Below are 24,670 nucleotides of genomic sequence, written 5' to 3'. Positions count from 1 at the left end.
CGGGCGGGCTGACGATCAACAACTACGGGGGCGGCACTCCCCCGGCGCACCACGGCGCGACCTTCGCTGCGGCAGAGGGCGCGTGGCAGGCTGTGCGGTTCCTGGGCACCGGCAAGCTCGCGTCGGCGCTGCGGGGCGACCGCCTCGGGCCACGGGAGGCGGCGGTGTGCCCGAGGCTGCCCGAGGTGGCGGAGGTCGAGGTCGCGCTGCGCGCGACCTGCTGCGCGGTGCTGACCGGGGACAGCGGGTGCGGCAAGTCAGTGACCGCCTACCAGGTCATGGCCGACCGGGTGGGCGAGGGCTGGAAGGCGATCCGGCTGCGCGACTCGGCCCGGAACCTCGACGGGGATTCTGTCGTGGACGACCTGCTGGGGTGGGGAGGGCCGCTGATCGCGCTGGTCGACGACGCGCAGTCGGTGTCCGACGACACCCTGCGCGCGGTGCTGGAGGCGGCTGGGCCGGAGCGGTGGTTGCTGGTGGCGAACACCGGGGAGTTGCGCGCTCCCGCGCCAGTCGTGCGCGTGGCGCGGGGGCGCGCGGTGGCCGCACTGCACGCTGCCCTGTCGGAAGACCTCGAGGCGCTCACGCGCGAGGTGCGCTCACTCGATCCGAGGGTTGGGGACGACCGCTTCGACGACCGGATCGAACGCAGGCTGCACGTCGCAGCTGAGCAGCCCACGCCGTGGCAATTCTGCTTCGTGCTCTCAGGCGGGTGGCGACGGGTCGCAGGTCAGCTGGCCGGCCTGCGCGAGCGGGACTCGGCTCACCTGGCGCTGGCGGTGGTCGCGATCGGGCAGATCTCCACCGCCGACGCAGGCGCCCCGTTCGACCGGCTCAGCCGGATGTCCGCCTCGTTCGGACGTGACGCGGACTGGCTCGGCCGCTGCCTCGGCGTTCTCCGACGCGAACAGCTCATCAGCAACGACGAGGGCTTCTACCGGTGCACTCACGTGCAAGCCGCGTGGGCGACGCTCAGGTCCTTGGCCGTTTCGGAACCGGACAAGCCTCCTGCGAACGAGGTCCGGATCATCGCCAGGTTGTTCGACGGCGTGCTCCAAGACCCGGCGACGAGCTTGGTCGGGATCAGCTGGCTGCTCAGCCCGTACGGGTTCTACTCGGATGAGTGTCGGGCGCTCACCGCTGCAGGCGCCTTGGGGAGCACGACGGTCGTGCACCTGGTCGAACGGGCCACGACCGGGAACGCGGTGAATTCCGACGTGGGCGTCCGCGCCCGGATCATCTCCGATCTCAACCTGTGGCGGGACGAGGTGTCCCAGCACATCACAAGCAGCGCAGCGGTATTCGGGTCGTGGGTCGACACCATGACCTACCGGGATGCCGGAGGGATAGGCTCCCTGTTCAACTGGCTCGGCACCGCACTTCCCACGTTCAGCCAAGATGCCCTGCGGGATGTCGACGTGGCCGACTTGACGCAGCGATGGGTGGCTTCCGGCTTGGAGGGTGCGGCGCTGTTCAGCGAAGCGATCGATCGGATCTGCTGGGCGGGAGGCCCCGCGCTGCGCGCAGAGGTGGCCGGGGCTGTCGACGCCGAAACGATGATCAGCTTGTGCCGAAGCGAACGCGGAGAGCTCTGGGCGCTGTACCTGCTCGCCGAGGAGATGGCCTGGCTCAACCCTGAGCTGAGCCTGCGGATGGTGGCCGCCTTCCTCCCCAGGCTGGCATTGGCGTTCAACGCCGACCCGGCCCAGACGTGGGTGGAGGCGAACAAAGTCCTGTTCTTCGTGCTCGGATTCGCCCCGGACTTCCTGCGCCACCGGGAGCCCACAAAGAAGCAGAAGCGTATTGCCGCCAAGCTCGCCACGATGCTGGACCCGGATGCGTTCGCGGCGGCGTTCGCCCGCTCGAAGCCCCGCGACTGGGAGGACCTGGCGGAGGTGCTGGCATTCGTCCACGAGGCTGAGCAAGAACGCTTCCGCAGCATCGTCGCCGTCATCGACCTCGTCGCCCTGGGGCAGACAGTCGAGCCGCACTTCGGCGAGAACCGCGTTGACGTGCTGGGACTTTTTCTGGCACTGGCGGAAACCCGCCCGGACGAGGTGGGCGAACTCGTCGGTTCGATGCTGGGGAGCCTGGACGAGCTGGTCGCTCCGCACGCGATGATGGCGCCTGCCCAGACGATCGAGGCGCTGTGCGGAAACGCCTCCCTGGACCTCTGGCTGTCCGAGCACAGGTGGGAGTTCTCCGCCGCGGCGGTGACCGCTTTGGCCGCCGTCGCCCCGGTGACGACGAAGCTGGTGATCATCGCCAACCGGGAGGCGCTCAAGCGCGGCTTGCTGCTGGAGGTCCACGGGGACGACCACAAGGGGCTCCTGGAGTTCGTGCGGGTGTACGACGAACTCCGTCCCGACGAGGTCGACTCGGCGTTGAGCGAGATCCTGGAGGAAGCCGAACCGCACTGGCGCAGGGGGTTGTCCGAGCGGGGCGCGGGCCGCGAGGTGGTGCGTGAGCTCGTCCGGCGGGCGGCGCGCGCCTGCCCCGGCCACGAGGTGGTCCGGCGCCTCCAGCGCCGGTTCCCCTCCCTGCGTAAACCCGGCTAGCCCTCCCGCTGCGCCCGCAGCCGCAGCAGGCACAGCCCGCTGGTGACCACCGCCGCCGCCGCGAGGACCGTGATCGCGGACGAGTAGGCGCGCACGTGGTCCTCCGCCGCGAACCCCGCCGTGCCCGGCTCGCCGCCCAGCACGAAGCGGTACCACACCCCCACCGACGCGAACCCCGTCGCCAGGCCGATCTGGGTGATCGTGGACGCCGCGCCCGAGGTCGCGCCCGCGTCGTCCGGGTGCACGCGGTCGAAGATGCCCGCGATCAGCGGGGACACCACCAGGCCCTCCGCGAGGCCCACGGCGCAGATCGCCGCGCCCAGCAGCACCGTCTGCGCCTCCGGGGCCGCGCGCACCACCAGCAGGTGCGCCAGCAGCGCCGTCGCCAGCAGCAGGCAGCCGAGCACCGGCAGCCTCGGGCCGAACCTCGCGGTCAGGCGGTCGCTGACCGACGAGCCCGCCGCGAACGCGATGCCCAGCGGCACGAACATCAGGCCTGCGGTGAGCGCGTCGTGGCCCAGGCCGGTCTGGGTGTAGAAGGTGAAGACCAGGAACAGGCCCGAGTTGCCCGCGAAGAACAGGCCGATGGCGGCCAACCCCGTGCGCATCCCCGGCGCGGCCAGCACGCGGGCCGGGAACAGGGGGTCGCCGCCGCGCGCGGACGCCGCGCGCTGCTGGAGGACCAGCGCCGAGGCGGCGAGCACGCCCACGGCGGCCGACAGCCACAGCCAGGTCGAACCGATCTCCGGCCCCAGGACCACCGGGAGCAGCAGGGCGGGCAGGCCCACCGCGACCAGGCCCGCCCCCGCCAGGTCCAGGGTCGGCGCGCGTTCCGAGCGGCTCTCGGCGATCGCGCGTCCGGCGGCCAGGATCGCCGCGCCGATCGGCACGTTGATCAGGAACGCCGAGCGCCAGCCGAGCCCGGCGAGGTCCCAGTGGACCAGGACGCCGCCGCCCGCGATGCCCGCCACGACGCCGAGGCCGACCACCACGCCGTACGCGGACATGGCCCTGGCCAAGCCGGTCGACTCGGTGAACATCGACCGGATCAGCGCCAGCTCCTGCGGGATCAGCGCGGCGGCTGCGGAGCCCTGCGCGAACCTGGCGGCGATCAGCACGGCTGCGGTCGGGGCAAGGCCGCACAGCAGGGAGGCCAGGGTGAAGACCGCCACCCCGGCCAGGAAGACCTTGCGCCTGCCGTAGCGGTCGCCCAGCCTGCCGCCCATGACCAGGCCCGCCGCCGCGGCCAGCACGTAGCTCGCGCCGACCAGCTGCACCTGCCCGAACGTGGCGGGCAGGTCGCGCTGCAACGACGGGGCCGCGACGGTGACGATGAAGCCGTCGACCTGGCCCATGAACGTCGCGGCCAGCACGGCGGACAGCGCCAGCCGCTGCCGCCCCGTCGTGGGGGCGGGCTCGGTGGTGGTCAAGGGGAAGTCCTTCCGGGGGTGCTCGCGGGTGGGAGGAAACCGGTGCCCGCCAGGTGGTCGAGGTAGCGGTCGACGAGCGCCTCGTCGATCACGCCCTCCTCGGCGCCGGGCAGCGCGGTGGTGAGGGCGGTGCGGTCGAACGCGGGCGGGTCGAGCGCGCCGATGCCGCCGGACCAGTGCGAGGCGGCGAAGGCCAGCAGCGGGTCGTCCCCGGTGGCGGCCCGGTCGGCGAGCAGGTCGGCCCACTCGGCGGGCTCGGTGGCGCGCAGGGCGTGGCCGCGCGCCCGCAACCGGGCCACCACGGTCGCCACGCGCAGCGGGCGGGCGGCGGTGAGGTGGTAGGTGGCGCTCCCCCGCCGAGGCGGCAGCACCAGGTCGACCACGCGCGCGGCCACCCAGTCCACCGGCACGGCGTCCACCACGCCCAGCGCCTCGTCGGGGGCCGCGCCGAGCACGGTCATCGCCCGCACCAGCGACCAGAACGCGTCGTCCGCCCCGACCGAACCGGTGGCGCGGTCGCCGAGCACCCGGCTGGGCCGGTGCACCGCCACCGGAAGGCCGCGCTCGCCCGCGAGCAGCACCAGGCCCTCGGCGACCCACTTCGCGGCGACGTAACCGTTGGGGAACAGCTCATCGGGCCGCACCCGCCGCGATTCGCCGAGCACCGGCGGATTGTCCGCTGAGGACACCGCAGTGTCGCAAGTGGACACGTGGTGCACCGGTTTGGGCCGCCCGGTGGTGGCCAGCCGCAGCACCTCGGCGGTCCCGCCGACCTGCACCGGGCGCAGCCGCGCGTACGGCTCGAAGTGGTTGACCCGCGCGCCGTTGTGCACCACGGCGTCCACTTCGGACGCCAGCGCCTCGAACTCCGGCTGGGTCAGCCCGAGCCTGGGCAGCGCGAGGTCGCCGGGAACGGCGCGGGCCCGCTCCAGCCCGCCGACGCCCAACCGGTGGCGCAGCAGCGATTCCCGCAGCCTCGCCCCGGCCTCGGCGGGGTCGGCGGCGCGCACCAGGCACACCACGCGCAAGCCCCGGTCGAGCAGTTCGCGCAGCAGGAACGCGCCGAGGAACCCGGTGGCCCCGGTCAGCAGCGCGGTCTCGACCGGGCGCGGCTCGCCGACGGGCGCGATGGTCGGCGGCAGCGCCACCTCGGCGGCCAGGTCGGTGCCCGCCCACGGGTGCCGCGCGGACGGCGCGACCAGGCGGGCGGCCAGCGCGCCGGGCGTGGCGGCCTCGAACACGTCGCGCACCCCCAGCCGGACGCCGAACTCGTCGCGCACCCGGCCGATCAGCCTGGCCACCAGCAGCGAGTGCCCGCCCGCCGTGAAGAAGTCGGTGTCCAGGTCCGCCTCGGGCAGGCCGAGGACCTCGGCGAACAGCGCGCACAGCGCGTGCTCGCGGGGCGTGCCCGGTGGCCGTCCGGCGGCGGCGGGACCGACCTCGGGCGCGGGCAGGGCGGACCGGTCGAGCTTGCCGCTGACCGAGGTCGGCAACCGGTCCAGGTGGGCGAACACCGACGGGACGAGGTGGTCCGGCAGCAGGGACGCGGCGTGGGCGCGCAGCGCGGCGGCGGTCGGGGGCGTCGCGCCCTCGGGCACCACGTAGGCGACCAGGCGGTCGTCGCGGGCGACCACGGCGACCTGGCCGACGTCCGGGTGCCGCAGCAGCGCGGCCTCCACCTCGCCGGGCTCGATCCGGAAACCGCGCACCTTCACCTGGTCGTCGGCGCGCCCCAGGTACTCCAGCTGCCCGTCCGGCCGCCACCGGGCCAGGTCGCCGGTGCGGTAGACCCGCGCGCCGGGCGGGCCGAACGGGTCGGCGGTGAAGCGCTCGGCGGTCAGCTCGGGCCTGCGGTGGTAGCCGGGGCCGACCGGGGTCCCGCCCACGTGCAGCTCCCCCGCCACGCCCGGCGGGACGGGGCGGCCCCGGCCGTCGAGCACCAGGCAGCGGGCGTTGCCGATCGGCCTGCCGATCACCGGCGACGGCGAGTCGGCCAGCCGCGCCCAGGTCGCGTCGACCGCGCACTCGGTCGGCCCGTACAGGTTGTACGAGACCATCTCGGGCGCCGAGCGCAGCGCGGTCCACAGCGCCTGACCGGCCGCCTCGCCGCCGAGCGCGAGCACGGCGGGCCGACGCCTGCCGGGGTCGAGCAGGCCGCACGCGAGCAGTTCGTTGGCGTAGGTCGGGGTGATGTCGAGGAAGTCGATCCGGTGCTCGGCGACGTGGTCGAGCAGCGCGGCCGGTTCACGCCGGGTGTCGTCGTCGACCAGGTGCAGCTCGTGCCCCGCGAGCAGCCAGAGCAGGCCTTCCCACGAGGTGTCGAACGACAGCGACGCGGTGAGCGCGGCCCGCAGCCTGCGCCCGCCCGCCGCCGGTTCGATCATGGTGGTGCGGTGGTGGTGGAACAGGTTCACCAGGCTGCGGTGCGTGGTCCACGCGCCCTTGGGGACGCCGGTGGAGCCGGAGGTGTGGATCAGGCAGAGGGGCTGGTCCGGGTCGATCGGGACGGGGTCGAGCAGAGCGGGGTCGACCAGGACGGGGGCGTCCGGGCCGGAACCGTCCGGAGCGAGGGCGTCAGGGGCGAGGGGGGCCGGGGCTGGGGCGTCCGGGGCTGGGCCCGTCGCGCCGAGGTCGTCCAGGAGCAGCGCGGGGGTCCCCTCGGGCAGCAGCGCCGCCAGCTCGCGCGTGGTCACCACGAGCACGGGTGTCGCGTCCTGCAGCAGCTGGGCGATCCGCGCGGGCGGCAGGTCGGGGTCGGCCGGGCAGTAGGCGGCGCCCGCGTGCGCGACCGCGAACAGCGCGACGACCGCGTCGCGGGTGCGCGGCAGCAGGTGCAGCACGACGGAGCCGGGTCCGACGCCGCGCCCGCGCAGCAGCCCCGCCAGCGCGGCGACCCGGTCGGCCAGCTCGCGGTAGGTCAGGCGGGTGTCCGCGTCCGCCAGCGCGGGCAGGTCGGGGTCGGCCGCCGCGCGCCGGGCGAGCAGCTCCGCGACGGTGCGCCCGTGCTCCGGCGGCCACTCCCGGCCGGTGTCGTTCCAGGTCCGCACGACCAGGTCGTGCTCGCCGGGCAGCAGCGCGTCGACCTCGGCGACGGGCCGGTCGGGGTCGGCGAGCAGCCGGTCCAGGACGGCGCGGAACCGCTCCAGGTGCCCGGCGAGGTCGTCGGCGGAGTACAGGTTCGGGTTGCCGTCCAGCGCCACGAGCAGGCCGTCGCCGTCCGCCCGGTCGTAGACGTTGAACGCCAGGTCCTCCACCAGACCGGCCGACACGTTGCGCACGGTCGAGGAGCACGGGCCGAACTTCAGGCCGTAGTCGAACGGCATGATGTTGGCCGAGGGCCCGAACAGCTTGCGCTCGTCCCCGACCAGCCCGAGGTCGCGGCGCAGCTCCTCGTAGCGGTAGCGCTGGTGCGGTCGGCACGCCCGCAGGTGGTCGCGCACCTGCCCGGCCACCTCGGCCAGGCCGGGCTCGCCCGCGAAGTCCGCGTACAGCTGCACGACGTTGGTCGTCATGCACGGCACGCGCAGCGCCACCGGCCCGGTGCGCGCCATCACCGGCAGGGCCACGGAGACCTGCTCGGCGCCGGTCATCCGGTGGACGTGCGCGGCGATGCCCGCGACCAGCACGTCCGGCCAGCTGGTGCGCAGCGACCGGGCGAGGCCGCGCAGGGCGGCCACCGTCGCGGCGGGCAGCTCGGCGGTGGCGCGCAGCACGTGCCGGGCCAGCGGCGCGGAGCGACCGGCGAGGGTGACCGGGGCGGGGCGGTCCCGGTGGTAGTCGACCCAGAAGTCGCGGTCCTGCTCGTGCTGCCCGCCCCGCTGGTACTCGACGTCCTGGGCGAGCAGGTCCTCGTACCGGCCGAAAGTCCGCTCGGGGAGCGGCCTTCCCTCGACCGCCGCCGTGTACAGGTCGGCGACGCGGCGGGCGAACAGCGCGAGGCCGTAGCCGTCGAGCAGGATGTGGTGGACCCGGTGGTACCACAGGTGGGTGTCGTCGGCGACGCGCAGCACCGCGTGCGCGGACAGGGCGTCGTCCGCCAGGTCCAGCGGTCGCGCGACGTCCCGCGCCATCCACCGCCGGGCCGCGTCGAGCGGGTCAGGTTCGGCGCGCAGGTCCTCCACCAGCACGGCGGTTTCCCGCGAGTGCGGGACCTGGCGCGGTTCGCCGTCGTGGTCGGTGAACCGCACCACCAGCGCCCCGGCCTCCGCCGAGGCGGCGCGGATGGCCTCGACCAGCCGCGCCACCTCCAGCGGTCCGCTGATGCTCACGTGCTCCGCGGTGTTGTACGCCGGGGAGCCGGGGTCGAGCTGCTGGCCGGTCCAGATGCCGTGCTGGGCGGCGGTGAGCGGCAGACCGGGCAGCACGGGCAGCTCAGCCACGGGAGGCGCCCAGCAGTCCCCACCACGCGGAGAGCGTGGGCCGCTCGGCGAGGTCGGCGAACCCGACCTCGGCGCCGAGCCCGCGCCACCTGGTGGCCAGGTCGAGCAGCCGCACCGAGTCCAGTCCCGCCTCGACCAGGTCCGCGTCGTCGTCCACCTCGCCCGGTTCGAGGAAGAGGTGCTCCGCGACGTCGGCGCGCACGGAGTCCAGGGTCAGTTCGCTCATCACTGCCTCGGTGGTGTCGGTTGTGCGGTAACGGTTTCAGTTCACTTCGCGGTCTCGACCGTCCCAGAAGGACTTGCGCAGCTCGCGGCGCAGCACCTTGCCGCTGGGGTTGCGCGGCACGGCGTCGACCAGCTCGAACCGGCTCGGCACCTTGAACCCGGCCAGCCGGTCGCGGCAGTGCGCCAGCAGGTCCCTGGGGCGCGGCGGCAGGCCGGGCGCGGGCACGACGTAGGCCACGACCGACTCGCCGAAGGTCTCGTGCGGCACGCCGATCACGGCGGCGTCGGCCACGCCGGGGTGCTTGGTCAGGACGTTCTCGATCTCGTTGGGGTACACGTTCTCCCCGCCGACGATGATCATGTCCTTGATGCGGTCGTGGATGAACAGGTAGCCCTCGTCGTCCAGGTAGCCCGCGTCGCCGGTGAGCACCCAGCCGTCGACCAGGGTGGCGGCGGTGGCCTCGGGCATCCGCCAGTACTCCAGCATCCTGGCCGGGGTGCGCAGCCGCACCTCGCCGATCTCCCCGGTGGGCAGCGGGTTCCCCGCCCGGTCGGTGACGGCGCACTCGACGCCGGGGTACGGCCGTCCCGCCGCGCGCAGCCTGGGGCCGCCCGGCACGTGCTGGTGCGGTGGCAGGCAGACCGCCGTGTTGCCGGTCTCGGTGAGCCCGTAGATCTGCGCGAAGTCGCAGTCCAGCACCGGGAGCGCGGCCTCCAGCAGCGACTCGGCGATGGGCGAGCCGCCGTAGACCACCTTGCGCAGGCTGGCGAACGCGGTCTTGTCCGCGCCGGGCTCGGCCAGCAGCAGCCGCAGCATCGACGGCACGACGCAGGTGGTGCTCACCCCGAGCGAGGTGATCAGCCGCAGCGCCTCGCGCGGGTCGAAGCGCGGCATGGCGACGGTGGTGATCCCGGCCGCGAAGCCCTGGGCGCACCACCAGATCCCGCCGACGTGGAAGCCGGGGATGCCGACGAGGCTGACGTCCCCGTCCCGCCAGTCGATCCAGTCCAACCCGGCGCCCGCCAGCAGGTCGCGGACCGCGAACAGCCCGCCCTGGCGCAGCACCACGCCCTTGGGCAGGCCGGTGGTGCCGCTGGTGTACAGCTGCACCACCGCGTCGTCGGGACCGGACGGGTGCGGCGGCGGGGTCTCGGACGCGTGCTCGGTCCACGCCGCGAAGTCCGCCTCGCCGCCGCCGCGCACCCGCAGGTCCGGGAGCGCCGCGACAACCGGGGAAAGCGCTTCCCGCAGGTCGTCGTCCACGATCAGGAGCACGCTCCCGGAGTCGCGCAGGACGTGCTCGACCTCCGGCGGCGCGAGCCGGAAGTTGATCGGCACCAGCACCAGCCCCGCCTTGGCGCAGGCGAAGAGCGTCGCGTAGTACTCGACGGACTCCACGCCCAGGTAGGACACCCGGTCGCCGGGGCGCAGGCCGTCGGCCAGCGCGGCGTGCGCGATGCGGCTGCTGAGCCGGTGCAGCTCCGCGTAGTCCAGCTCCCTGCCCGCGCAGACGACCGCCGCCGTGCCGGGCTGCCGCGCGGCGTGCGCGGCGGCGACGTCCGGGAGCGTGGTCAGCTCCGGGAAGTGCCGCCGCTCAGCCATTCCCGCCCCCGGTGATGACGATCCGCGCGGTCCCCGACGCCAGGCCGCCGCCGCTGTCGCGGAAGGCGAACGCGGTGTCCAGGTCCACGAGCGGGGGCTCCCCGTGGCGCAGGGTCCTGGTGCGCGCCTGCCGCACCGACAGCTCGCCGGTGAACGCCCTGGGGTCGATGGGCTTGCGGAAGTTGCTGGAGATGCCCGCGATCAGCACGTCCGGGAGCCTGCGCCGCCAGAACTCCGCCATGTCCCACCCGGCGAGCGCGGGTTCGGAGCCGTCGCGCACCAGCGACGCCAGCAGGGTGTAGAGCAGCTGGTTGTAGCAGATGTTCACCTCGACGGCGTTGAGGTGCCCGGTGTCGTCGATGTAGCAGGACTCCGGGATGGCGAACTCCCCGGTGGCGCGGTGCCCGCCGAGCTCGACCGCCTTCAGGTAGCGGCAGTGCGGCTTGTAGCAGGACAGCGCCCGCTCCAGGAGTTCGGCGGTGGCGGCGGGACCGGTGGGCGCGGGACCGGAGGGCGCAGCGGCGGAGGGCGCGCTCACCGGTTGGCGGTCGGGTCGTCGTGCACGGTGACCCGGTAGGACACGGTGGGCTCGTCGGTGGCGGTGTGCAGCGCGCGGTGGACCAGGCTCCGGTTGTCCCAGACCAGGATGTCGCCCTTCTCGTAGGTCTGGAGGTGGATCGCCGGGTGCTCGTAGGTGGTGTCGAGCTGCCCGGTGTGCTCCAGCAGGGCGCGCAGCAGCTCGGGCCGCTCCTTGCCGTCCGCGTCGGTGATCGAGAGCGTGAAGCCCTCGCTCAGGTAGAGGATCGTCTCGTCGGTGTGCCGGTGCGGCAGCGCGGTGGGCAGCGGCGAGGGCGGGGTCTTGGCGTCGACCTCGTCGATGATCTCCGAGAGCGGCCGGTACACGTCGCTCGGGCGGATCTTGAAGTAGCGGCGGACGCTGTGCGTGGCGGTGGTGCCCGCGGCCTCGGCCTTCAGGTCCTCGGGCAGGGTCTCGTAGGCCTTGCACAGGTCGATGAAGAACGTGCCCCGGTTCCTGGTGGGCAGGACCTGCGGGTAGATGAACGTGAGGTCGAACGGGCGCGGCATGAACTGGTAGTCCGAGTGCCAGAACTTGCCGGTCTTCGGGACGCCGACGCGCTTCTCGCCCTGGACCACGTTGGAGGACACGAAGACCTCCGGCACGTCGGGGTGCTGGTAGACGGGCTCGTAGTACTTCTCGGCCTCGCCGAAGCGCTTGCCCAGCGCCAGGAACGCCGCCGGGTCGTGCTCCTGCCCCTTGAGCACCACGATCTTGTCCCGGTACACCGCCTCCCGGACGCGCTTGACGTCCTCGTCCGAGGACGGGTCGAACCCCTCGGCGATGACGCCGATGCCGTGCTGCGGGCTGAACTCCACGGTGGATCTCCTTGTGGGCTGGTGAATCCGGTCCCTGCCTGCGAACCGGGCGGAACGGGGTGAGGCGTTGGTAAGCGCTTTCAGGCTCGCTGGGGCTCGGCGACGAAGGCGAGCAGGTCGCCCACCGTCTCGATGCCCGGCAGGGCCTCGTCCGGGACGTCGACGCCGTGCTCGCGCTCCAGCTTGAACAGCAGGTCGACGAAGCTCAGCGAGTCGATCCCGAGGTCGTCGAAGGTCGCGCCCGTCCGGACGTCGACCTCCGGTCCGAGCGGGTTGAGCTGCCGGGCGAAGTCGGCCAGCAGGTCCAGCAACTGCTCGTCGGTCATGGCGAAGCGGTCCTCTCCGGTCTGGGGAAGGCGGCCAGCTCTGGCCAGGTGAGGGCGGCGGCGCCCCAGGTGGTCCCGCCCCCGAAGGCGGCGAGCAGCACGCGGTCTCCCGGCAGGAGCGCGCCGTCGGTGGCGGCGTCGGCCAGGGCGAGCGGGATGGAGGCGGCGACGGTGTTGCCGACCTCGGAGATGTTGCGGTAGGCGCGTTCGGCCTCGATGCCGAGCTCCGCCCCCGCGGCGGCGAGGAGGCGGGCGTTCGCCTGGTGGGCGATGAATCGATTCACATCGTGCACGCCCCACCCGGCTTTGGCCAGGGCCGCACGGGCGGTTTGCGCCATGCGCGCTACGGCATTCCGATAGACCGCCTGGCCCTGCATGGCGAAGAAGCGGTCGGCCTCGGGCGCGGTCGCGCGGTCGGGAACGCGCGATCCACCTGCGACGACGGTGATCAGGTCGGCCTGACCGCCGTCGCTGCCGAGATCGAGTCCTTGCAGGGCACCGGGTTCGCCTCGTTCACCCGCTCGCAAGACGACGGCCCCCGCACCGTCACCGAAGATGGCCGCAGTTGTGCGGTCAGCGGGGTTGAGGATGGTGGAGAAGGTGTCCGCGCCGACGAGCAGGACGCGGCGCGCCGTGCCCGCGGCGATCATGCCGTCGGCCACGGCGAGGCCGTAGACGAAGCCGGAGCACACCGCGTCGACGTCGAACGCGGGAACCGGGCCCAGTCCCAGGCGGTGCGCCACGGAGGGCGCGGTCGCCGGGCAGGGCCGGTCGGGGGTGGAGGTGGCCAGGACGACCAGGTCCACCGGGGCGGGACCGGACGAGCGCTCGGCCGAGGCGAGCGCCACGCGGGCCGCCTCGACCGCGAGGTCGCCGGTCGACTGGCCGGGGGCGGCGCGCCTGCGCTGGACGATCCCGGTCCGCTCCCTGATCCACTGGTCGCTGGTGTCGTAGGTCGCTGACAACTCGTCGTTGGTCACCACCCGCTCGGGGGTGTGACCGCCGACTCCGCAAAGGACGGATGCAACTCGCACGTACAGGTTTGTCGCACCCCTATCCGGTCGAGTTCCCGTGAATCCCCAGGAACTTTCGGCCGGGCCCGCCCGACCCGTCAGGCATGACACGCCGCCTGAGCGCCGCTCCCCTGTCCGCGACCGCAGCACTGGCGCTGCTGGCCGCCTGCTCCTCGCAGGCCAGCCCCACCGCCGGGCGGGAGCCCACCGCCGCGCCCGCATCCGCCACCGCCTCGGCGACGACCTACCCGCTCACCATCGACAACTGCGGGACGCAGATCACTTTCACCAAGGCTCCCAGCCGGGTGCTGCTGCTCAACGGCGCGTCCGTGGCCGAGGCGGAGAGCCTGGTCGCGCTCGGCCTGTCCGACCGGGTCGTCGCCAACAGCCAGTCCTACGGCGTCTCCGACGAGCCCGGCATGGTCGAGAAGGTCGCGGCGCTGCCGACGGGCGGCGTCAGCCTCAACGACAACTTCGAGGTCCCGCGCGAGCAGGTCATCGACCTCAAGCCGGACCTGGTGATCTCCACCTGGGCAGGCGGGTTCGACGACCGGATCGGCTCGATCACCCGCGACCAGCTCGCCGAGGCCGGGATCAACAGCCTGGTCACCCCGGCGAACTGCGCGAACGGCGCCACCGACCCACGCCCGCAGGACACCGAGGCCTACGAGAAGCAGTCCGTGGAGTCCTCCTACGAGCTGCTGATGACGCTCGGCCAGGTCTTCGACGTGCAGCAGAAGGCCGCCGACCTGGTCGACACCGGTCGTGAGCGCGTCGCGGCGGCTGCGGCGAAGGCCGAGGGCGAGGAGCCCAAGAGCGTCCTGGTGGTCTACCCCGGCATGTCCACGATGACCACCACCGGGGCGCCCGCCGTGTTCGGCGGCGGGATCTACGACGACATCATCGCCAAGGCGGGCGGGAAGAACGCGTTCGCGGGCAAGTCCAACGCGGAGCTGGCCGAGGTGAACGTGGAGGCGCTGGCCTCCGCCGACGTCGACCTGCTCGTGGTGGGCCTCTACCAGCCGGGCGAGGACGGGCCGGAGCTGGCGGAGGAGCTGTTCGCGAAGTACCCGGCGTGGAAGGCCTCCGCGTCGAAGCGGTACGTGACCGTCTCGGACAGCCCGTACCTCGGGCCGCTCAACGCGATCGCCGTGGAGAAGCTGGCGACCGCCCTGCACGGCTAGCGCGGATCACCCGGCCTCGCTGCGCGTCCCGTCGTCCTCGGCGCGCAGCAGGTCGTCGCGCGCCCGCGCCACCCGCGAGCGGATCGTGCCGACCGGGCAGCCGACCACGTCGGCGGCCTCGGCGTAGGGCAGGCCGAGGACCTGGGTCAGCACCAGCGCCTCGCGGCGCTCCGGGTCGAGGCCGTCGAGCAGGAGGTTCAGCTCGACGGTCCGCTCGAACCGGGAACCGGGGGACCTGCGCTCGGCCGCCTGCTCCCAGTCGACGCCGGGCGAGATCCGGGGCCGCGAGCGCTCCATCCGGACCTGGTCCACCACCACGCGGCGGGCGATGCTCAGCAGCCAGGTCAGCGCCGAGGAGCGCCCCTCGAAGCGGTGCAGCGCGGTCAGGGCGCGGGCGAAGGTCTCCTGGGTCAGGTCGTCGGCGGCGTCGACCCGCGCCAGGTGCGCGGTGAAGCGCCACACGTCCCGCTGGGTGGCGCGGACGAACCGCTCCAGGGCGGCGCGGTCCCCGGACCGGGCTCTGAGCGCCCAGTGCGTCGCCTCGTCGTCAGGTGTGCTCACGAGCCCGGATCGTAACCCGGTGGCCGCCGGGAACTGACCGGCCGATCGTGTCGACTACTGGTGTGTGGACTGCGGAACCTCCCGTGAAGCGCTCTCGGCCCGACTCGACGGCGAGGCGGGCCCGGTGCCCTCGGTGTGGGTCGACGCGCACCTGGAGGGGTGCTCGGCGTGCCGGGGGTGGCAGGCGGGCGCGCTGGCGCTGACGCGGGCCGTGCGGGTCCGCCCGGCGGCGCCGACGCCCGACCTGGTGGCCGCCGTGCTCGCGGACGCCCCGGCGCGCCGGGTGGCGGTGCTCCCCCGCGTGGCGCTCGCGGGCACGGGCCTGGTGCAGCTGTGGCTCGCGCTGGCGCAGCTGCTCACCGGGGCGACCGGCGGCCCGCACGGCGGCCACGGCGCGGCCTCCGGCCTGTCGGACCACCTGTTCAACGAGGGCACGGCCTGGAACCTCGCGCTCGGCGCGGGCCTGCTGGTGGCCGCGGTGGACTCGCGGCGGGCGGCGGGCCTGCTGCCCACGCTGGCGGGCTTCGTCCCGCTGCTGCTGGCGTTCTCCGCCCACGACCTGCTGGAGGGCAGCGCGACCGCAGAGCGCGTCGTGTCCCACCTGCCGCTGGTGGTCGGGCTGGCGCTGCTGGTCGTGGTGGCCAGGGCCCACCGCGAGCGCCCAGCCCCGAACACCCCGGCGGTGCGCGACCGGGAGGACTCCGGCGGTGGGCCGGGGCTGCGGGAGGCGGACGGCCCGCCGCCCCCGCCGAGCCGCGCGGAGATCCGCCACCTGTGGCCCGCAGGCAGGCACGACGCCGCGTGAGCTCGGGCCGGACCTGGTCGAGGACACCTGGGTGGTTCGGGCAGGGGGGCCGTGCGGCTGGCCGAAATGCGTGGGCAGCACGTCGCCGGGAGAGCGGGATCGGTCGATTGCCGAGGACTCCGGCATCGGGCGCGCGGCGGCGCGGTTGTGGGGTGGACGGCGGGAGTGGGCTGCTGGTTCGCTGGTCTGGACAACCCTGCCAACCCCACTCGATGGGAGTTGATCACATGGTGTTCGGAATCAGGCGGATCGGCGCGGTCGCGGCGGCGGTCGCGCTGGTGGTTAGCGGGAGCGTGGCCCCGGCTTCGGCGGTCCCGGCCTCGGCGGGCGCGGTCGCGAAGACCGGTGCCGGTGCGGTCGCGAAGACCGGGCCGGTCTCGGTGGCGTACGTCGAGGTGAACAACCACAGCATGGCCAACGTCGGCAAGTACGAGCTGGCCGGTGGTGGCGCCGTGTTCGACATCGGGGTGATCTTCGCGGCGAACATCAACTACGACACCGCGACGAAGTCGGCCTACCTGTACTTCAACCCGAACGTGCAGCGGGTGCTGGACAACGTGGCGACCGAGGTCAGGCCGTTGCAGGCCAAGGGGATCAAGGTGACGCTGTCCGTGCTGGGCAACCACCAGGGGGCCGGGTTCGCGAACTTCCCGAACGCACAGGCTGCCCAGGCGTTCGCGAAGCAGTTGGCGGACACCGTGGAGAGGTACGGGCTGGACGGGATCGACTTCGACGACGAGTACTCGGAGTACGGCAGGAACGGGACCGGGCAGCCCAACGCGAGCTCGTTCGTGCACCTGGTGACGGCGCTGCGGGCGGCGATGCCCGAGGACAAGCTGATCACGCTGTACAACATCGGGCCCGCGGCGACGCGGCTGTCGTACGGCGGGGTCGACATCACCTCGAAGTTCGACTACGCCTGGAACCCGTACTACGGGACGTGGAGCGCGCCGAGGATGGCCCTGCCCAAGTCCGCCCTCTCCCCCGCCGCCGTGCACATCAACTCCACGTCCACGACCACGGCGGCGAACTTCGCGCGGCGGACGGTGAGCGAGGGGTACGGGGTGTACCTGACGTACGACCTCGGGGCGGTTGACTCGCACACGTACATCTCCGCGTTCACCAGGGAGTTGTACGGCTCGGACGCCCGGTACACCGGGTAGGCGGTCGCGCGCGGGGGCGCCGGGTCCTGCCCCGGCGCCCTCGCGCGTCAACCGGGCCGGGTGATCAGGTCGCCGGTCCAGTCTGTGAACAGGGTGCGTGGAATCGGGGTCACCCCGGTGGTTCCACCGCCCTGTGGTGCGGCGTGACCTCGAGGCTGGGCGGCAGGCGCAGCCAAGCGGTGGATTCGGCGTCCCACCCGGTCAGGGTCGCCGTGCCGTGGGGCGTGGTGATCGGGAAGTGGTGCGCGGTGAGCAGGCCGGGCACGGTCAGGTGCACGGCGTCGAGGTCCTCGGCGGCTCGGGACCAGCACACGCTCGCACGTCCGCGCGCTGAGCGCGGGTACCGGTTCACCAGCCGCCGGTAGTCCGAGGGCGAGTCGATGGTGAACAGCCGGATCGCGGTCGGGTCGAACGCGACGGTGAACAGCGTTCGGTCCGAACCGAACTCCGCCTGCTCGCCCCACTGCCACATGCTGGTTCCGCTCGACAGGAGGGACGAGGTCCACAGTGCGCCCAGCGGTTTGTCGTGGCCTGCGGGGGCATCGGCGATCTGGACCGGGTGCGGTGTCGGGGTGGTCGCGTAGCGCGCCTGGGGTGAGCGCAGCGAGGTGTCGCCGAGCGGACCGGTCGACAGGCGTCGCAGGACTGCGGCGGCGATGTGGGCGAGTTCCGGTGCGGGGCGGGCGGTGAAGTCTCGGCCGGAGTGCTGGAGGGACAGCGCGAAGGTGGTGTGGTGGTAGAGGTCTTCGTCGGGGAGGGCCGCGAGTTCGGCGTCCAGGTCGTGGTCGCCGAGGAAGTCGCGCAGGAGCAGGCACAGCTCGATGAGCACGGGGCTCATGGGCTGGTCGGGGTGTGACGCCCGCCGTATCACGATGGTGAGGTGGTTCGGTCGGTGATCCAGCGGATGAGGGTGTTCAGGTATCCGGGGGCCGGGTCGGCGCCGTTGCCCTGGAGGCGGTGGTCCGCTAGGCCCGAACCGCCGACCATGACGACGCCGGGCGCGGGGATGGCGCCTGCGGGCAGTGCGAGTGACCCCGCCGGCACCGCTCCTGGGTTGGCGAAGGTGACGTTTTCCACCAGGACTCCCCCATGAACTGACGGTGATCAGATCGTAGCTGCGGCGTCCACCCGATTCGGCGGGTGCGGGAGGCGACGTCATCGCCCCGGTCGTGGGATGCCGGTCGTGGGCGGCGCGGAATGTCGGACCCCTGCGGGAGGATGCGTTCATGCGGAAGTTGGTCTTCGGGATGAACGTGAGCGTGGACGGGTACGTCGCGGCGCCGGGTGGTGATCTGGGGTGGAGTTCGCCCAGTGACGAGCTGTTCGAGTGGTGGTTGGAGCGGGAGCAGGGGGTCGAGCTGTTCCTTTACGGGCGTGGGTTGTGGGAGGCGATGAGTTCGCACTGGCCTACCGCCGACCAGTTGCCTGGGGCGAACGCGGCGGAGGTGGCGTTCGCGCGGAACTGGCGGGACACGCCGAAGGTGGTGTTCACGTCTGCGGCGCTCGACGTGGACTGGAACACGCGGGTGGTGTCCGGGGACGCGGTCGATGAGATCGCCCGGCTCAGGGACGGGGACGGCGGGCCGATGCGGGTCGGTGGCGCGCGGTTGGGGGGTGCGGCGATGCGGGCGGGGCTGGTGGACGAGTACGAGATCGTCACCCACCCGGTGCTGGTGGGCGGGGGTGCGCCGTTCTTCCCCGTGCTGGAGGGGCGGGTGGGGTTGGAGTTGGTGGAGACGCGGGTGTTTCCGGGTGGGGTGGTGGCGACCAGGTACGAGCGGCGGTGACGGGGGTGACGTCGCCGCGCGACCTGGCATTTAGGCGTTGTCCCACATAGCCATCACGTCGCTGCCGGTGGCGCCCACCGGGACGACCACGTCGAAGCTGTACGAGTCGTCGCAGAAGATCAAGTCGAACTCGCTCGGCACCAGCTTCCGGTACCAGGCGACGAACTCCACGACCAGGTCCGCGTCCCCGTCGAGGTAGAGGCAGGTGCCCGAGTCGAACGTGTGGCCTTCGACCTCCTTCCCCCCACGGGAGAACGTGAAGTCGACGGGACGGGTGTGCTCTCCGCACCCTCCCGGAGGGGTGCGCACGAGTCTCGACGGCTTCCAGTCCTTCTCCAGCTCGCGAGCTAGCTCGGCGTGGTCCACGAACCGCGAACCGCCGTCGAACGCGGCCAGGTACGTCACGTGATCTCGTCCAGCAGCGTGCCCTGGCCGACCACGGCAACGGCCGCTACGACCTTGCGCGCGATCGGTTCCACGGTCCCCCCTCAGGTCGGCTGGGGGAATCGTAGGGTGACCGGCGTGAACAGCGCCGAGATCGCCCGGTTGGCCGGGGTCAGCGTCCGGACCCTGCGGCACTACCACCAGCTCGGGGTGCTGCCCGAGCCCGCGCGGCGGGCCAACGGGTACCGGGAGTACGGGGCGGGCGATCTGGTGCTGTTGTTGCGGGTTCGGCGGTTGGCGGAGTTGGGGGTCGCGCTGGAGGAGATCCCCGGACTGCTGGAAACGGACGGGGTGCGGGTCGGGGTGGCGTTGGACGAGTTGGACCGGGAGCTGGCCGGGCAGATCGAGGTGTTGGCGGCTCGCCGGGCCGCGATCGCGCGGGTGCGGGCAGCTGGGACCGGGGCGGACGCTCCGCCTAAGATCGCCGAGCTGGTCGCGGCCGTGGGGCGGGAGTTGCCCGGTGAGGTGGCTCGGCGGGATCGGGAGATCCTGTTGTTGCTGCACCAGGGGCTCGACGCGCGGGGGCGGGAGGTGTTGGCGGCGGTGCTGGGGCGGATGGTGGAGCCGGAGTTGCTGCCGGGGATTACGGCGTTGGCGGTGCGGTTCGCCGCGCTCGGTCCGGACAGCGGGGACGACGAGGTCGAGCGGTTGGCCCGCGACTACCGGGAGCTGGTGGACGGGTTCGGGGACAAGCCTGGTGGGCGGGTGGTCCTTCGGACGGACGCGGTGCTCAGCGCGTACCAGGAGACGGCGTTCACCAGCGCGCAGCGCGCGGTCCTGGAGCGGTTGGGTGAGAGCGGGGGTTGACCCCGACGCTACGTCCGGGTGTTCAGTCCTCGGCGCACGGACGTCGCACGGACGTCCGCACGGACGTTCGCAGGCTGGATGAGGACCACGATGAACAGCAGCACCCGAATCCGTCCACTCAGGACGGCCTTCGGCATCATTCGCCGCGACCGGCGGGCTTACCTGGCGCTCAACCTCGCCTTCTACGGGGTGCTCGTGCTCGCGGCGGTCGCGGCCGGCGCGTTCCCGTGGTTGCGGGAGGCCGCCCAGCACGGCACGGACCCCAACGCCGACCCGACCAACCACCTCTTCGTCGCCACCTACGGCACGGGGGACGTGCTCGGCGCCGCCGGGATCACCTTCGTCGTCAACCTCCTGATCGGCGCGCTCCTCTGGCAGACCGCGCCGTCACTGGTCGTGCCGTTCGCCGGGGTGGCGCTGGGCCTGGTGCGGCTCGTGGGCTGGGGCATGATCTTCACCCCGTCCGGCGCCGACGACCTCGCGTGGTTCGTCCCGCACGGCGTCACCGCGCTCCTGGAGGCCCAGGGGTACGTGCTCGCGGCCCTCGCCTCCTGGGTGCACGGGCGCAAGTTCCTGCGGCCTCGGCGGTTCGGGCTGGAGACGCGGCGGGCGGGTTACGCGGCGGGGCTGGCGGACGCCCTGCGGCTGTACCCGCTCGTGGTCGTGGTCCTGGCGGTCGCGGCGCTCTGGGAGGCGGTCGAGCTGATCCACCTCGTCCCGGACGAGTTCCTCCAGTGGTGGCTCGGGCGCTGACCACCGGGAACGGAGTCGCGGGCGGCGGCGTCCGGGTGCACCATCACCTGTCGTGGGCAACGATTGGGACTGGACCCTGTACGTCGACCGCACGCCGGAGGTGGTCGCCGAGCTGTTCGACCTGGCGGTGGGCGCCGGGCTGCGCATCGGGCACCCGGAGGACGGGCTGATCTCCGCGTTCCGCACCGACGAGCCCGGCGAGTTCGACCGGTTGGACCGCGACGACCTCGTGGCCGCGCTCGCCTCCGGAACGCACCACGGGTGCACCCTGTGGCCCGCGGACGAGGAGGTCTGGTTCAGCGTGCAAGAGTCGCGGCTGTACTGGTCGATCGAGCGCTTCCTGTTCACCCCGGACCTGCACCGCCGCCTCACCGACCTCTGGACCGTGGCGGCCGAGCGGTTCGGGGCGAGGTTCGGGACCGTCGTGGACGAGTGGTCGTGGGAGCAGGTGTGGCGGGTGCGCGGTGGCGAACTGGACTTCGAGAACCCGCCGCCGCCCGGTTCCTTCCCGGACTGCTTCGGCTGGTGGACCTACTTCGACGCCGAGCGCGCCGCCCGGTTGCCGGAGTTCCCGGCGGCCGTGGCGGCGCGCGTGCGGTCGACGGCGAGCGGAGGTGTGGTGGTGGCGCTCCTGGAGGACCCGGTGGACGCCCGCGACTTCGTCTTCGGGGAGATCCACCGGGTGCTGTTCGGACTGGCGCCGGAGGACGGCGCTTAGGTTGCCCTACAAGGCTTTCAGGACCTCCCGGCACAGCTGGAGCTCCTCGCGCGAGCGCACCAGCAGCACCGGCACGGCGGCCTCCGGCGGGCTCACGGGGCCGTCGCCGTCGCGGGTCGGGGTCAGGGTGGCGGGGACGCCGAGCAGGGACAGCCCGGCCACGACGTCGGCGCGCACCTCGGGCTGGTCCCAGCCGATCTCGCCGGTGAACACCAGCGCGTCCAGCCGGTCCAGGCTGGTCGCGGCTGCGGCCAGTTCGCGGCGGACGCGGTGGGCGAACACGCGCAGCGCCAGCGCCGCCGCCTGGTCCTCCCCCGCCGCCGCGACCAGGTCGCGGGTGTCGCCCGACCGGCCGCCGGACAGGCCCAGCAGACCGGACTCGTGGTTCAGGCCGTGCTCCACCTCGTCCAGGTCGACGCCGTTGCGCAGCAACCACAGCAGCATCCCCGGATCGACGCTGCCCGAGCGCTTCGACATCGGCACGCCCTCCAGCGGGGTGAAGCCCATCGAGGTGTCGACGCTGCGGCCCGCGCGCACGGCGCACACCGAGCAACCGCCGCCCAGGTGGGTCATCAGGACGGTCAAGCCCTCGGCCGGGCGGCCCAGGAGTTCGGCGGCGCGGTCCAGTGCCCAGCGGTAGGACAGGCCGTGGAAGCCGTAGCGGCGCAGGCCGTGCCGCTCGCGCCAGTCGAGCGGCAGCGGGTAGGTGGTGGCCTCCTCGGGCAGGTCGGCGTGGAACGCGGTGTCCGGGCACAGCACGTGCGGCGGGTCGGGGAGGCGGTCCCGCAGCACGTCCAGCAGGCGCAGCGCGGGCGGAACGTGCAGTGGAGCAAGGGTTTCCGCGCGGTGGGCCGCTGCCAGGGACTCGTCGTCGACGACAGCGGGCGCGCGCAGGTCGGGGCCTCCGTGGACCAGGCGGTGGGCCACGGCGACCAGGTCGTCCACATCGGACAGAAGCGCGTCCAGGGCCTCACGCGCCTCGTCGGAGTCCGGTGGGCCTTCCACGTCCACCGAGTCCAGGACCTCCTCGGTGTCGGGGTCGACCAGGTGCGCCTTGAGGCTGTTCGACCCGGCGTTGACGGTCAGGACGGCGCTCACGCGGCCCACCTCCAGCCGGTGATCTCCTCGGGGTCCACGCCGTCGCGGTGCGCGGCGGCGCGCAGGTCGTCGCGCTCGGCCAGCAACCCCTCGGCCAGGTCCCCGTCGCGACCGGCCCGGCGCAGCGCGTCGACGGCCAGGTCGTGGCGGCTCATGCGGTTGGCCACGAGCAGGTCGTAGGGCGTGGTCGTGGTGCCCTCCTCCAGGTAGCCGTGCACGTGGAACCGGTCGGAGCCGGGACGGCCGTGCAGGGTCTCGTGGACGGCCGAGGGGTAGCCGTGGAAGGCCAGGACCACCGGGACGTCCTCGGGGAAGCAGGCCGTGAAGGCCTCGTCGGGCAGGCCGTGCGGGTGGCGGTCTGCGGGGGCCAGTGACAGCAGGTCCACCACGTTGACCACGCGCACGGCCAGGTCGGGGGCGCGCTCGCGCAGGATCGACGCCGCCGCCAGCGCCTCCACCGTGGGGATGCCGCCCGCGCACGCCAGCACCACGTCCGGGTCGCCGTCGCCGTGCCCGGCCCACTCCCACACGCCGGCGCCCGCCGCGCAGTGCCGCTCGGCGGCCTCCGGGTCCAGCCACTGCGCGCCCGCGTTCTTGCCCGCCACCACCAGGTTGATCCGGTCCGTGGACGCCAGGCAGTCCCGCAGGGTGACCAGCAGGGTGTTCGCGTCCGGCGGCAGGTACACGCGGGCGGTGGAGGCCTTCTTGGTCAGCAGGTTGTTGATGAAGCCGGGGCCCTGGTGGCTGTAGCCGTTGTGCTCCTGCCGCCAGCCCTCGCTGGTGAGCAGGTAGTTCAGGCTCGCCACCGGTTCGCGCCACGGCACCTCGCCGGACATCTTGAGGAACTTGGCGTGCTGGTTCACCATGCTGTCCACGATGGACGCGAACGCCTCGTAGCACGGGAACAGCGCGTGCCGACCGGTCAGCAGGTAGCCCTGCGCCCAGCCCTGGCACAGGTGCTCGGACAGCACCTCCAGCACCCGCCCGCCCGGCGCGACGTGCTCGGCGGTGTCAGGAAGCGGCCAGGTGAAGCCCCGGTCGGTGGCCTCCAGGAGGGCGCCGAGCTTGTTGGACTCCAGCTCGTCGGGGCAGAACACGCGGAAGTCGCGGCGGTCCTCGGTGGCGCGCACCAGCTCGGCCAGCCAGCGGCCCGCCACATCGGTGGGGCTGGTCGAGCCCGCGCCGGGTTCGGGGACCTCGACGGCGAAGCGGGTCACGTCGGGCAGCGGCAGGTCGCGGCGCAGCCTGCCGCCGTTGGCCTCGGGGACGCGGCCGAGGCGCAGGTGCTCCGGGGGCAGCTGGGCGAGCAGGTCCTCGTGCGGGCGGCCTTCGGCGTCGAACAGCTCGTCGGGGCGGTAGGAGCGCAGCCAGCGCTCCAGCAGGGCCAGCTCCTCGTCGTCCTCGTGGACCGCGCCGAGCGGGACCTGGTGGGCGCGGAAGGTGCCTTCCAGGGGCTCGCCCGCGACGTCGTGCTCGGGCACGCCCCAGCCCTTCGGGGAGCGCAGCACCAGCATCGGCCGCACCGCCCGCTCCCCCGGCCGCCAGCGCTCGCGCAGGGCGGCGTTCTCGTCGTGCGCCCAGGCCAGCGCCTCGGCCAGCAGGGCGTCCGGGTCGTCGGTCCGGGTGACGTCCACGACGCGCGGGGACCAGCCCGCGCCGCTGAAGTAGGCGGTCAGCTCGGCGTCGTCCATGCAGCCGTAGACCGTGGGCGAGGAGATCTTGTACCCGTTGGCGTGCAGCACCGGCAGGACCACGCCGTCGGTGCGCGGGGACAGGTACTTGCCCGCGTGCCAGGAGCCCGCCGTGGGGCCGGTCTCGGCCTCGCCGTCGCCGACCAGGCAGGCCACCAGCAGGTCCGGCTTGTCCATGGCCGCGCCGAAGGCGGTGGCGAGCGCGTAGCCCAGCTCGCCGCCCTCGTGGATCACGCCGGGCACCTCCGGCGAGAGGTGGCTGGGGAAGCCGCCTGGCCAGGAGAAGCGGCGCACCAGCTCGGTCAGGCCCGCGCCGTCGCGGCCCAGCTCGGGGTCCAGCTCGGCGTGCGTGCCCTCCAGCCACAGGTTGGCGTGCACGGCGGGCGCGCCGTGGCCGGGGCCGGTGACCAGCAGCGTCCGCTGCCCGGTGCGCCGGATGAGGCCGTTGAGCCCGGCGTTCAGGAAGGTGATGCCGGGGCAGGTGCCCCAGTGGCCGAGCAGCCTTGGCTTGAGGTGCTCGCGGCGCAGCGGTTCGCGCAGCAGCGCGTTGTCCTTGAGGTAGATCATGGCCGCGGCGGCGTAGTCGCACGCCCTGCGGTAGCGCCGGACGGCCTCCGTGCCGCGCGTCTGCGTGGTCGTCATGCGCCCGGATTCCCCGCGCGGGCCGGGGCACACCACCGATTTGTCCGGTTCGCGTCACCGAGGTGGAAGCGCGGGCGGCTGGGTACTC

22 protein-coding genes are annotated in these 24,670 nt (G+C 73.3%); 8 read left to right on the top strand and 14 right to left on the bottom strand.

Annotated features, from left to right (window positions below):
* Positions 1-185 precede the first annotated feature (185 nt).
* Positions 186-2,558, top strand: coding sequence for a hypothetical protein (locus LV78_RS34695; RefSeq protein WP_253850276.1), 2,373 nt, complete (start codon positions 186-188; stop codon positions 2,556-2,558).
* On the opposite strand, the gene LV78_RS34690 is transcribed toward LV78_RS34695, so the two are convergent.
* The 8 genes from LV78_RS34690 to LV78_RS34655 form a co-directional block, all read right to left on the bottom strand.
* On the bottom strand, positions 2,555-3,988 hold the full coding sequence (locus tag LV78_RS34690; protein ID WP_253850274.1) for an MFS transporter: 1,434 nt from the start codon (positions 3,986-3,988) through the stop codon (positions 2,555-2,557). The genes LV78_RS34695 and LV78_RS34690 overlap by 4 nt on opposite strands.
* Positions 3,985-8,367, bottom strand: a complete 4,383-nt coding sequence (locus LV78_RS34685; protein WP_253850272.1) for a non-ribosomal peptide synthetase — start codon at positions 8,365-8,367, stop codon at positions 3,985-3,987. Before LV78_RS34685 ends, LV78_RS34690 begins: the two co-directional genes overlap by 4 nt.
* Positions 8,360-8,593 (bottom strand): phosphopantetheine-binding protein, encoded by a 234-nt coding sequence (locus LV78_RS34680; protein WP_253850269.1) that lies wholly within the window; start codon positions 8,591-8,593, stop codon positions 8,360-8,362. The genes LV78_RS34685 and LV78_RS34680 overlap by 8 nt, the downstream gene beginning before the upstream one ends.
* A 36-nt stretch (positions 8,594-8,629) precedes the next feature.
* Positions 8,630-10,195: a long-chain-fatty-acid--CoA ligase gene (locus tag LV78_RS34675; RefSeq protein WP_253850266.1), complete on the bottom strand. Its 1,566-nt coding sequence runs from the start codon at positions 10,193-10,195 to the stop codon at positions 8,630-8,632.
* Positions 10,188-10,733 carry an FcoT family thioesterase gene (locus LV78_RS34670; protein WP_253850263.1) on the bottom strand — a complete coding sequence of 182 codons (546 nt, stop codon included), beginning with the start codon at positions 10,731-10,733 and terminating at the stop codon, positions 10,188-10,190. The genes LV78_RS34675 and LV78_RS34670 overlap by 8 nt, the downstream gene beginning before the upstream one ends.
* Positions 10,730-11,590, bottom strand: coding sequence for a (3R)-3-[(carboxymethyl)amino]fatty acid oxygenase/decarboxylase (gene scoE, locus LV78_RS34665; protein ID WP_253850261.1), 861 nt, complete (start codon positions 11,588-11,590; stop codon positions 10,730-10,732). Before scoE ends, LV78_RS34670 begins: the two co-directional genes overlap by 4 nt.
* An 80-nt stretch (positions 11,591-11,670) precedes the next feature.
* Complete coding sequence (locus LV78_RS34660; protein WP_253850260.1) at positions 11,671-11,916, bottom strand: acyl carrier protein; 246 nt, start codon at positions 11,914-11,916, stop codon at positions 11,671-11,673.
* On the bottom strand, positions 11,913-12,950 hold the full coding sequence (locus LV78_RS34655) for a beta-ketoacyl-ACP synthase III (protein WP_308208790.1): 1,038 nt from the start codon (positions 12,948-12,950) through the stop codon (positions 11,913-11,915). The genes LV78_RS34660 and LV78_RS34655 overlap by 4 nt, the downstream gene beginning before the upstream one ends.
* Before the next feature lie 83 nt (positions 12,951-13,033).
* On the opposite strand from LV78_RS34655, the gene LV78_RS34650 reads away from it, so the two are divergent.
* Complete coding sequence (locus LV78_RS34650; protein WP_253850256.1) at positions 13,034-14,113, top strand: ABC transporter substrate-binding protein; 1,080 nt, start codon at positions 13,034-13,036, stop codon at positions 14,111-14,113.
* 6 nt (positions 14,114-14,119) lie between these two features.
* Here the strand turns inward: LV78_RS34650 and LV78_RS34645 are convergent, their stop codons facing one another.
* Entirely contained in the window at positions 14,120-14,674 is a 555-nt protein-coding gene (locus LV78_RS34645) for a sigma-70 family RNA polymerase sigma factor (RefSeq protein ID WP_253850255.1), read from the bottom strand.
* A 64-nt stretch (positions 14,675-14,738) separates the two neighbouring features.
* On the opposite strand from LV78_RS34645, the gene LV78_RS34640 reads away from it, so the two are divergent.
* Both LV78_RS34640 and LV78_RS34635 read left to right on the top strand, forming a co-directional pair.
* Positions 14,739-15,479, top strand: a complete 741-nt coding sequence (locus tag LV78_RS34640; protein ID WP_253850253.1) for a zf-HC2 domain-containing protein — start codon at positions 14,739-14,741, stop codon at positions 15,477-15,479.
* Between the two features lie 227 nt (positions 15,480-15,706).
* Positions 15,707-16,642, top strand: coding sequence for an endo-beta-N-acetylglucosaminidase H (locus tag LV78_RS34635; protein ID WP_253850251.1), 936 nt, complete (start codon positions 15,707-15,709; stop codon positions 16,640-16,642).
* Between the two features lie 109 nt (positions 16,643-16,751).
* On the opposite strand, the gene LV78_RS34630 is transcribed toward LV78_RS34635, so the two are convergent.
* Together LV78_RS34630 and LV78_RS34625 are read right to left on the bottom strand one after the other, a co-directional pair.
* Positions 16,752-17,480 (bottom strand): hypothetical protein, encoded by a 729-nt coding sequence (locus LV78_RS34630; RefSeq protein ID WP_253850250.1) that lies wholly within the window; start codon positions 17,478-17,480, stop codon positions 16,752-16,754.
* A 29-nt stretch (positions 17,481-17,509) separates the two neighbouring features.
* Positions 17,510-17,719 carry a hypothetical protein gene (locus tag LV78_RS34625; protein WP_253850248.1) on the bottom strand — a complete coding sequence of 70 codons (210 nt, stop codon included), beginning with the start codon at positions 17,717-17,719 and terminating at the stop codon, positions 17,510-17,512.
* A 149-nt stretch (positions 17,720-17,868) separates the two neighbouring features.
* Between LV78_RS34625 and LV78_RS34620 the strand changes: the two genes are divergently transcribed.
* Complete coding sequence (locus LV78_RS34620; RefSeq protein ID WP_253850246.1) at positions 17,869-18,429, top strand: dihydrofolate reductase family protein; 561 nt, start codon at positions 17,869-17,871, stop codon at positions 18,427-18,429.
* Positions 18,430-18,459: 30 nt separating this feature from the next.
* Here the strand turns inward: LV78_RS34620 and LV78_RS34615 are convergent, their stop codons facing one another.
* Positions 18,460-18,834, bottom strand: a complete 375-nt coding sequence (locus tag LV78_RS34615) for a hypothetical protein (protein WP_253850244.1) — start codon at positions 18,832-18,834, stop codon at positions 18,460-18,462.
* Positions 18,835-18,951: 117 nt separating this feature from the next.
* Here LV78_RS34615 and LV78_RS34610 point away from each other — a divergent pair, with 117 nt between their 5' ends.
* The 3 genes from LV78_RS34610 (at position 18,952) to LV78_RS34600 (ending at position 21,151) form a co-directional block, all read left to right on the top strand.
* Positions 18,952-19,680, top strand: coding sequence for a MerR family transcriptional regulator (locus LV78_RS34610; RefSeq protein WP_253850242.1), 729 nt, complete (start codon positions 18,952-18,954; stop codon positions 19,678-19,680).
* 90 nt (positions 19,681-19,770) lie between these two features.
* Positions 19,771-20,433, top strand: a complete 663-nt coding sequence (locus LV78_RS34605; RefSeq protein WP_253850240.1) for a hypothetical protein — start codon at positions 19,771-19,773, stop codon at positions 20,431-20,433.
* A gap of 52 nt (positions 20,434-20,485) precedes the next feature.
* The gene (locus LV78_RS34600; protein WP_253850239.1) at positions 20,486-21,151 is read left to right on the top strand and encodes a hypothetical protein; all 666 of its coding nucleotides are present in this window, start codon (positions 20,486-20,488) and stop codon (positions 21,149-21,151) included.
* 6 nt (positions 21,152-21,157) lie between these two features.
* On the opposite strand, the gene LV78_RS34595 is transcribed toward LV78_RS34600, so the two are convergent.
* Together LV78_RS34595 and LV78_RS34590 are read right to left on the bottom strand one after the other, a co-directional pair.
* Positions 21,158-22,249 (bottom strand): acetate/propionate family kinase, encoded by a 1,092-nt coding sequence (locus LV78_RS34595; RefSeq protein ID WP_253850238.1) that lies wholly within the window; start codon positions 22,247-22,249, stop codon positions 21,158-21,160.
* Entirely contained in the window at positions 22,246-24,582 is a 2,337-nt protein-coding gene (locus LV78_RS34590) for a phosphoketolase family protein (RefSeq protein WP_253850235.1), read from the bottom strand. Before LV78_RS34590 ends, LV78_RS34595 begins: the two co-directional genes overlap by 4 nt.
* Positions 24,583-24,670: the final 88 nt, after the last annotated feature.

It is taken from the genome of Actinosynnema pretiosum (assembly GCF_024171695.1).
Lineage (GTDB): Bacteria > Actinomycetota > Actinomycetes > Mycobacteriales > Pseudonocardiaceae > Actinosynnema > Actinosynnema pretiosum.
This window is presented reverse-complemented; position numbering and strand designations above follow the sequence as displayed.

Bases quoted from the DNA above. Each gene is read 5' to 3' on its own strand.
- LV78_RS34680 (WP_253850269.1), bottom strand. From the start codon at position 8,593: ATGAGCGAACTGACCCTGGACTCCGTGCGCGCCGACGTCGCGGAGCAC.
- LV78_RS34675 (WP_253850266.1), bottom strand. From the start codon at position 10,195: ATGGCTGAGCGGCGGCACTTCCCGGAGCTGACCACGCTCCCGGACGTC.
- LV78_RS34660 (WP_253850260.1), bottom strand. From the start codon at position 11,916: ATGACCGACGAGCAGTTGCTGGACCTGCTGGCCGACTTCGCCCGGCAG.
- LV78_RS34650 (WP_253850256.1), top strand. From the start codon at position 13,034: ATGACACGCCGCCTGAGCGCCGCTCCCCTGTCCGCGACCGCAGCACTG.
- LV78_RS34635 (WP_253850251.1), top strand. From the start codon at position 15,707: ATGGTGTTCGGAATCAGGCGGATCGGCGCGGTCGCGGCGGCGGTCGCG.
- LV78_RS34630 (WP_253850250.1), bottom strand. From the start codon at position 17,480: ATGAGCCCCGTGCTCATCGAGCTGTGCCTGCTCCTGCGCGACTTCCTC.
- LV78_RS34620 (WP_253850246.1), top strand. From the start codon at position 17,869: ATGCGGAAGTTGGTCTTCGGGATGAACGTGAGCGTGGACGGGTACGTC.
- LV78_RS34605 (WP_253850240.1), top strand. From the start codon at position 19,771: ATGAACAGCAGCACCCGAATCCGTCCACTCAGGACGGCCTTCGGCATC.
- LV78_RS34590 (WP_253850235.1), bottom strand. From the start codon at position 24,582: ATGACGACCACGCAGACGCGCGGCACGGAGGCCGTCCGGCGCTACCGC.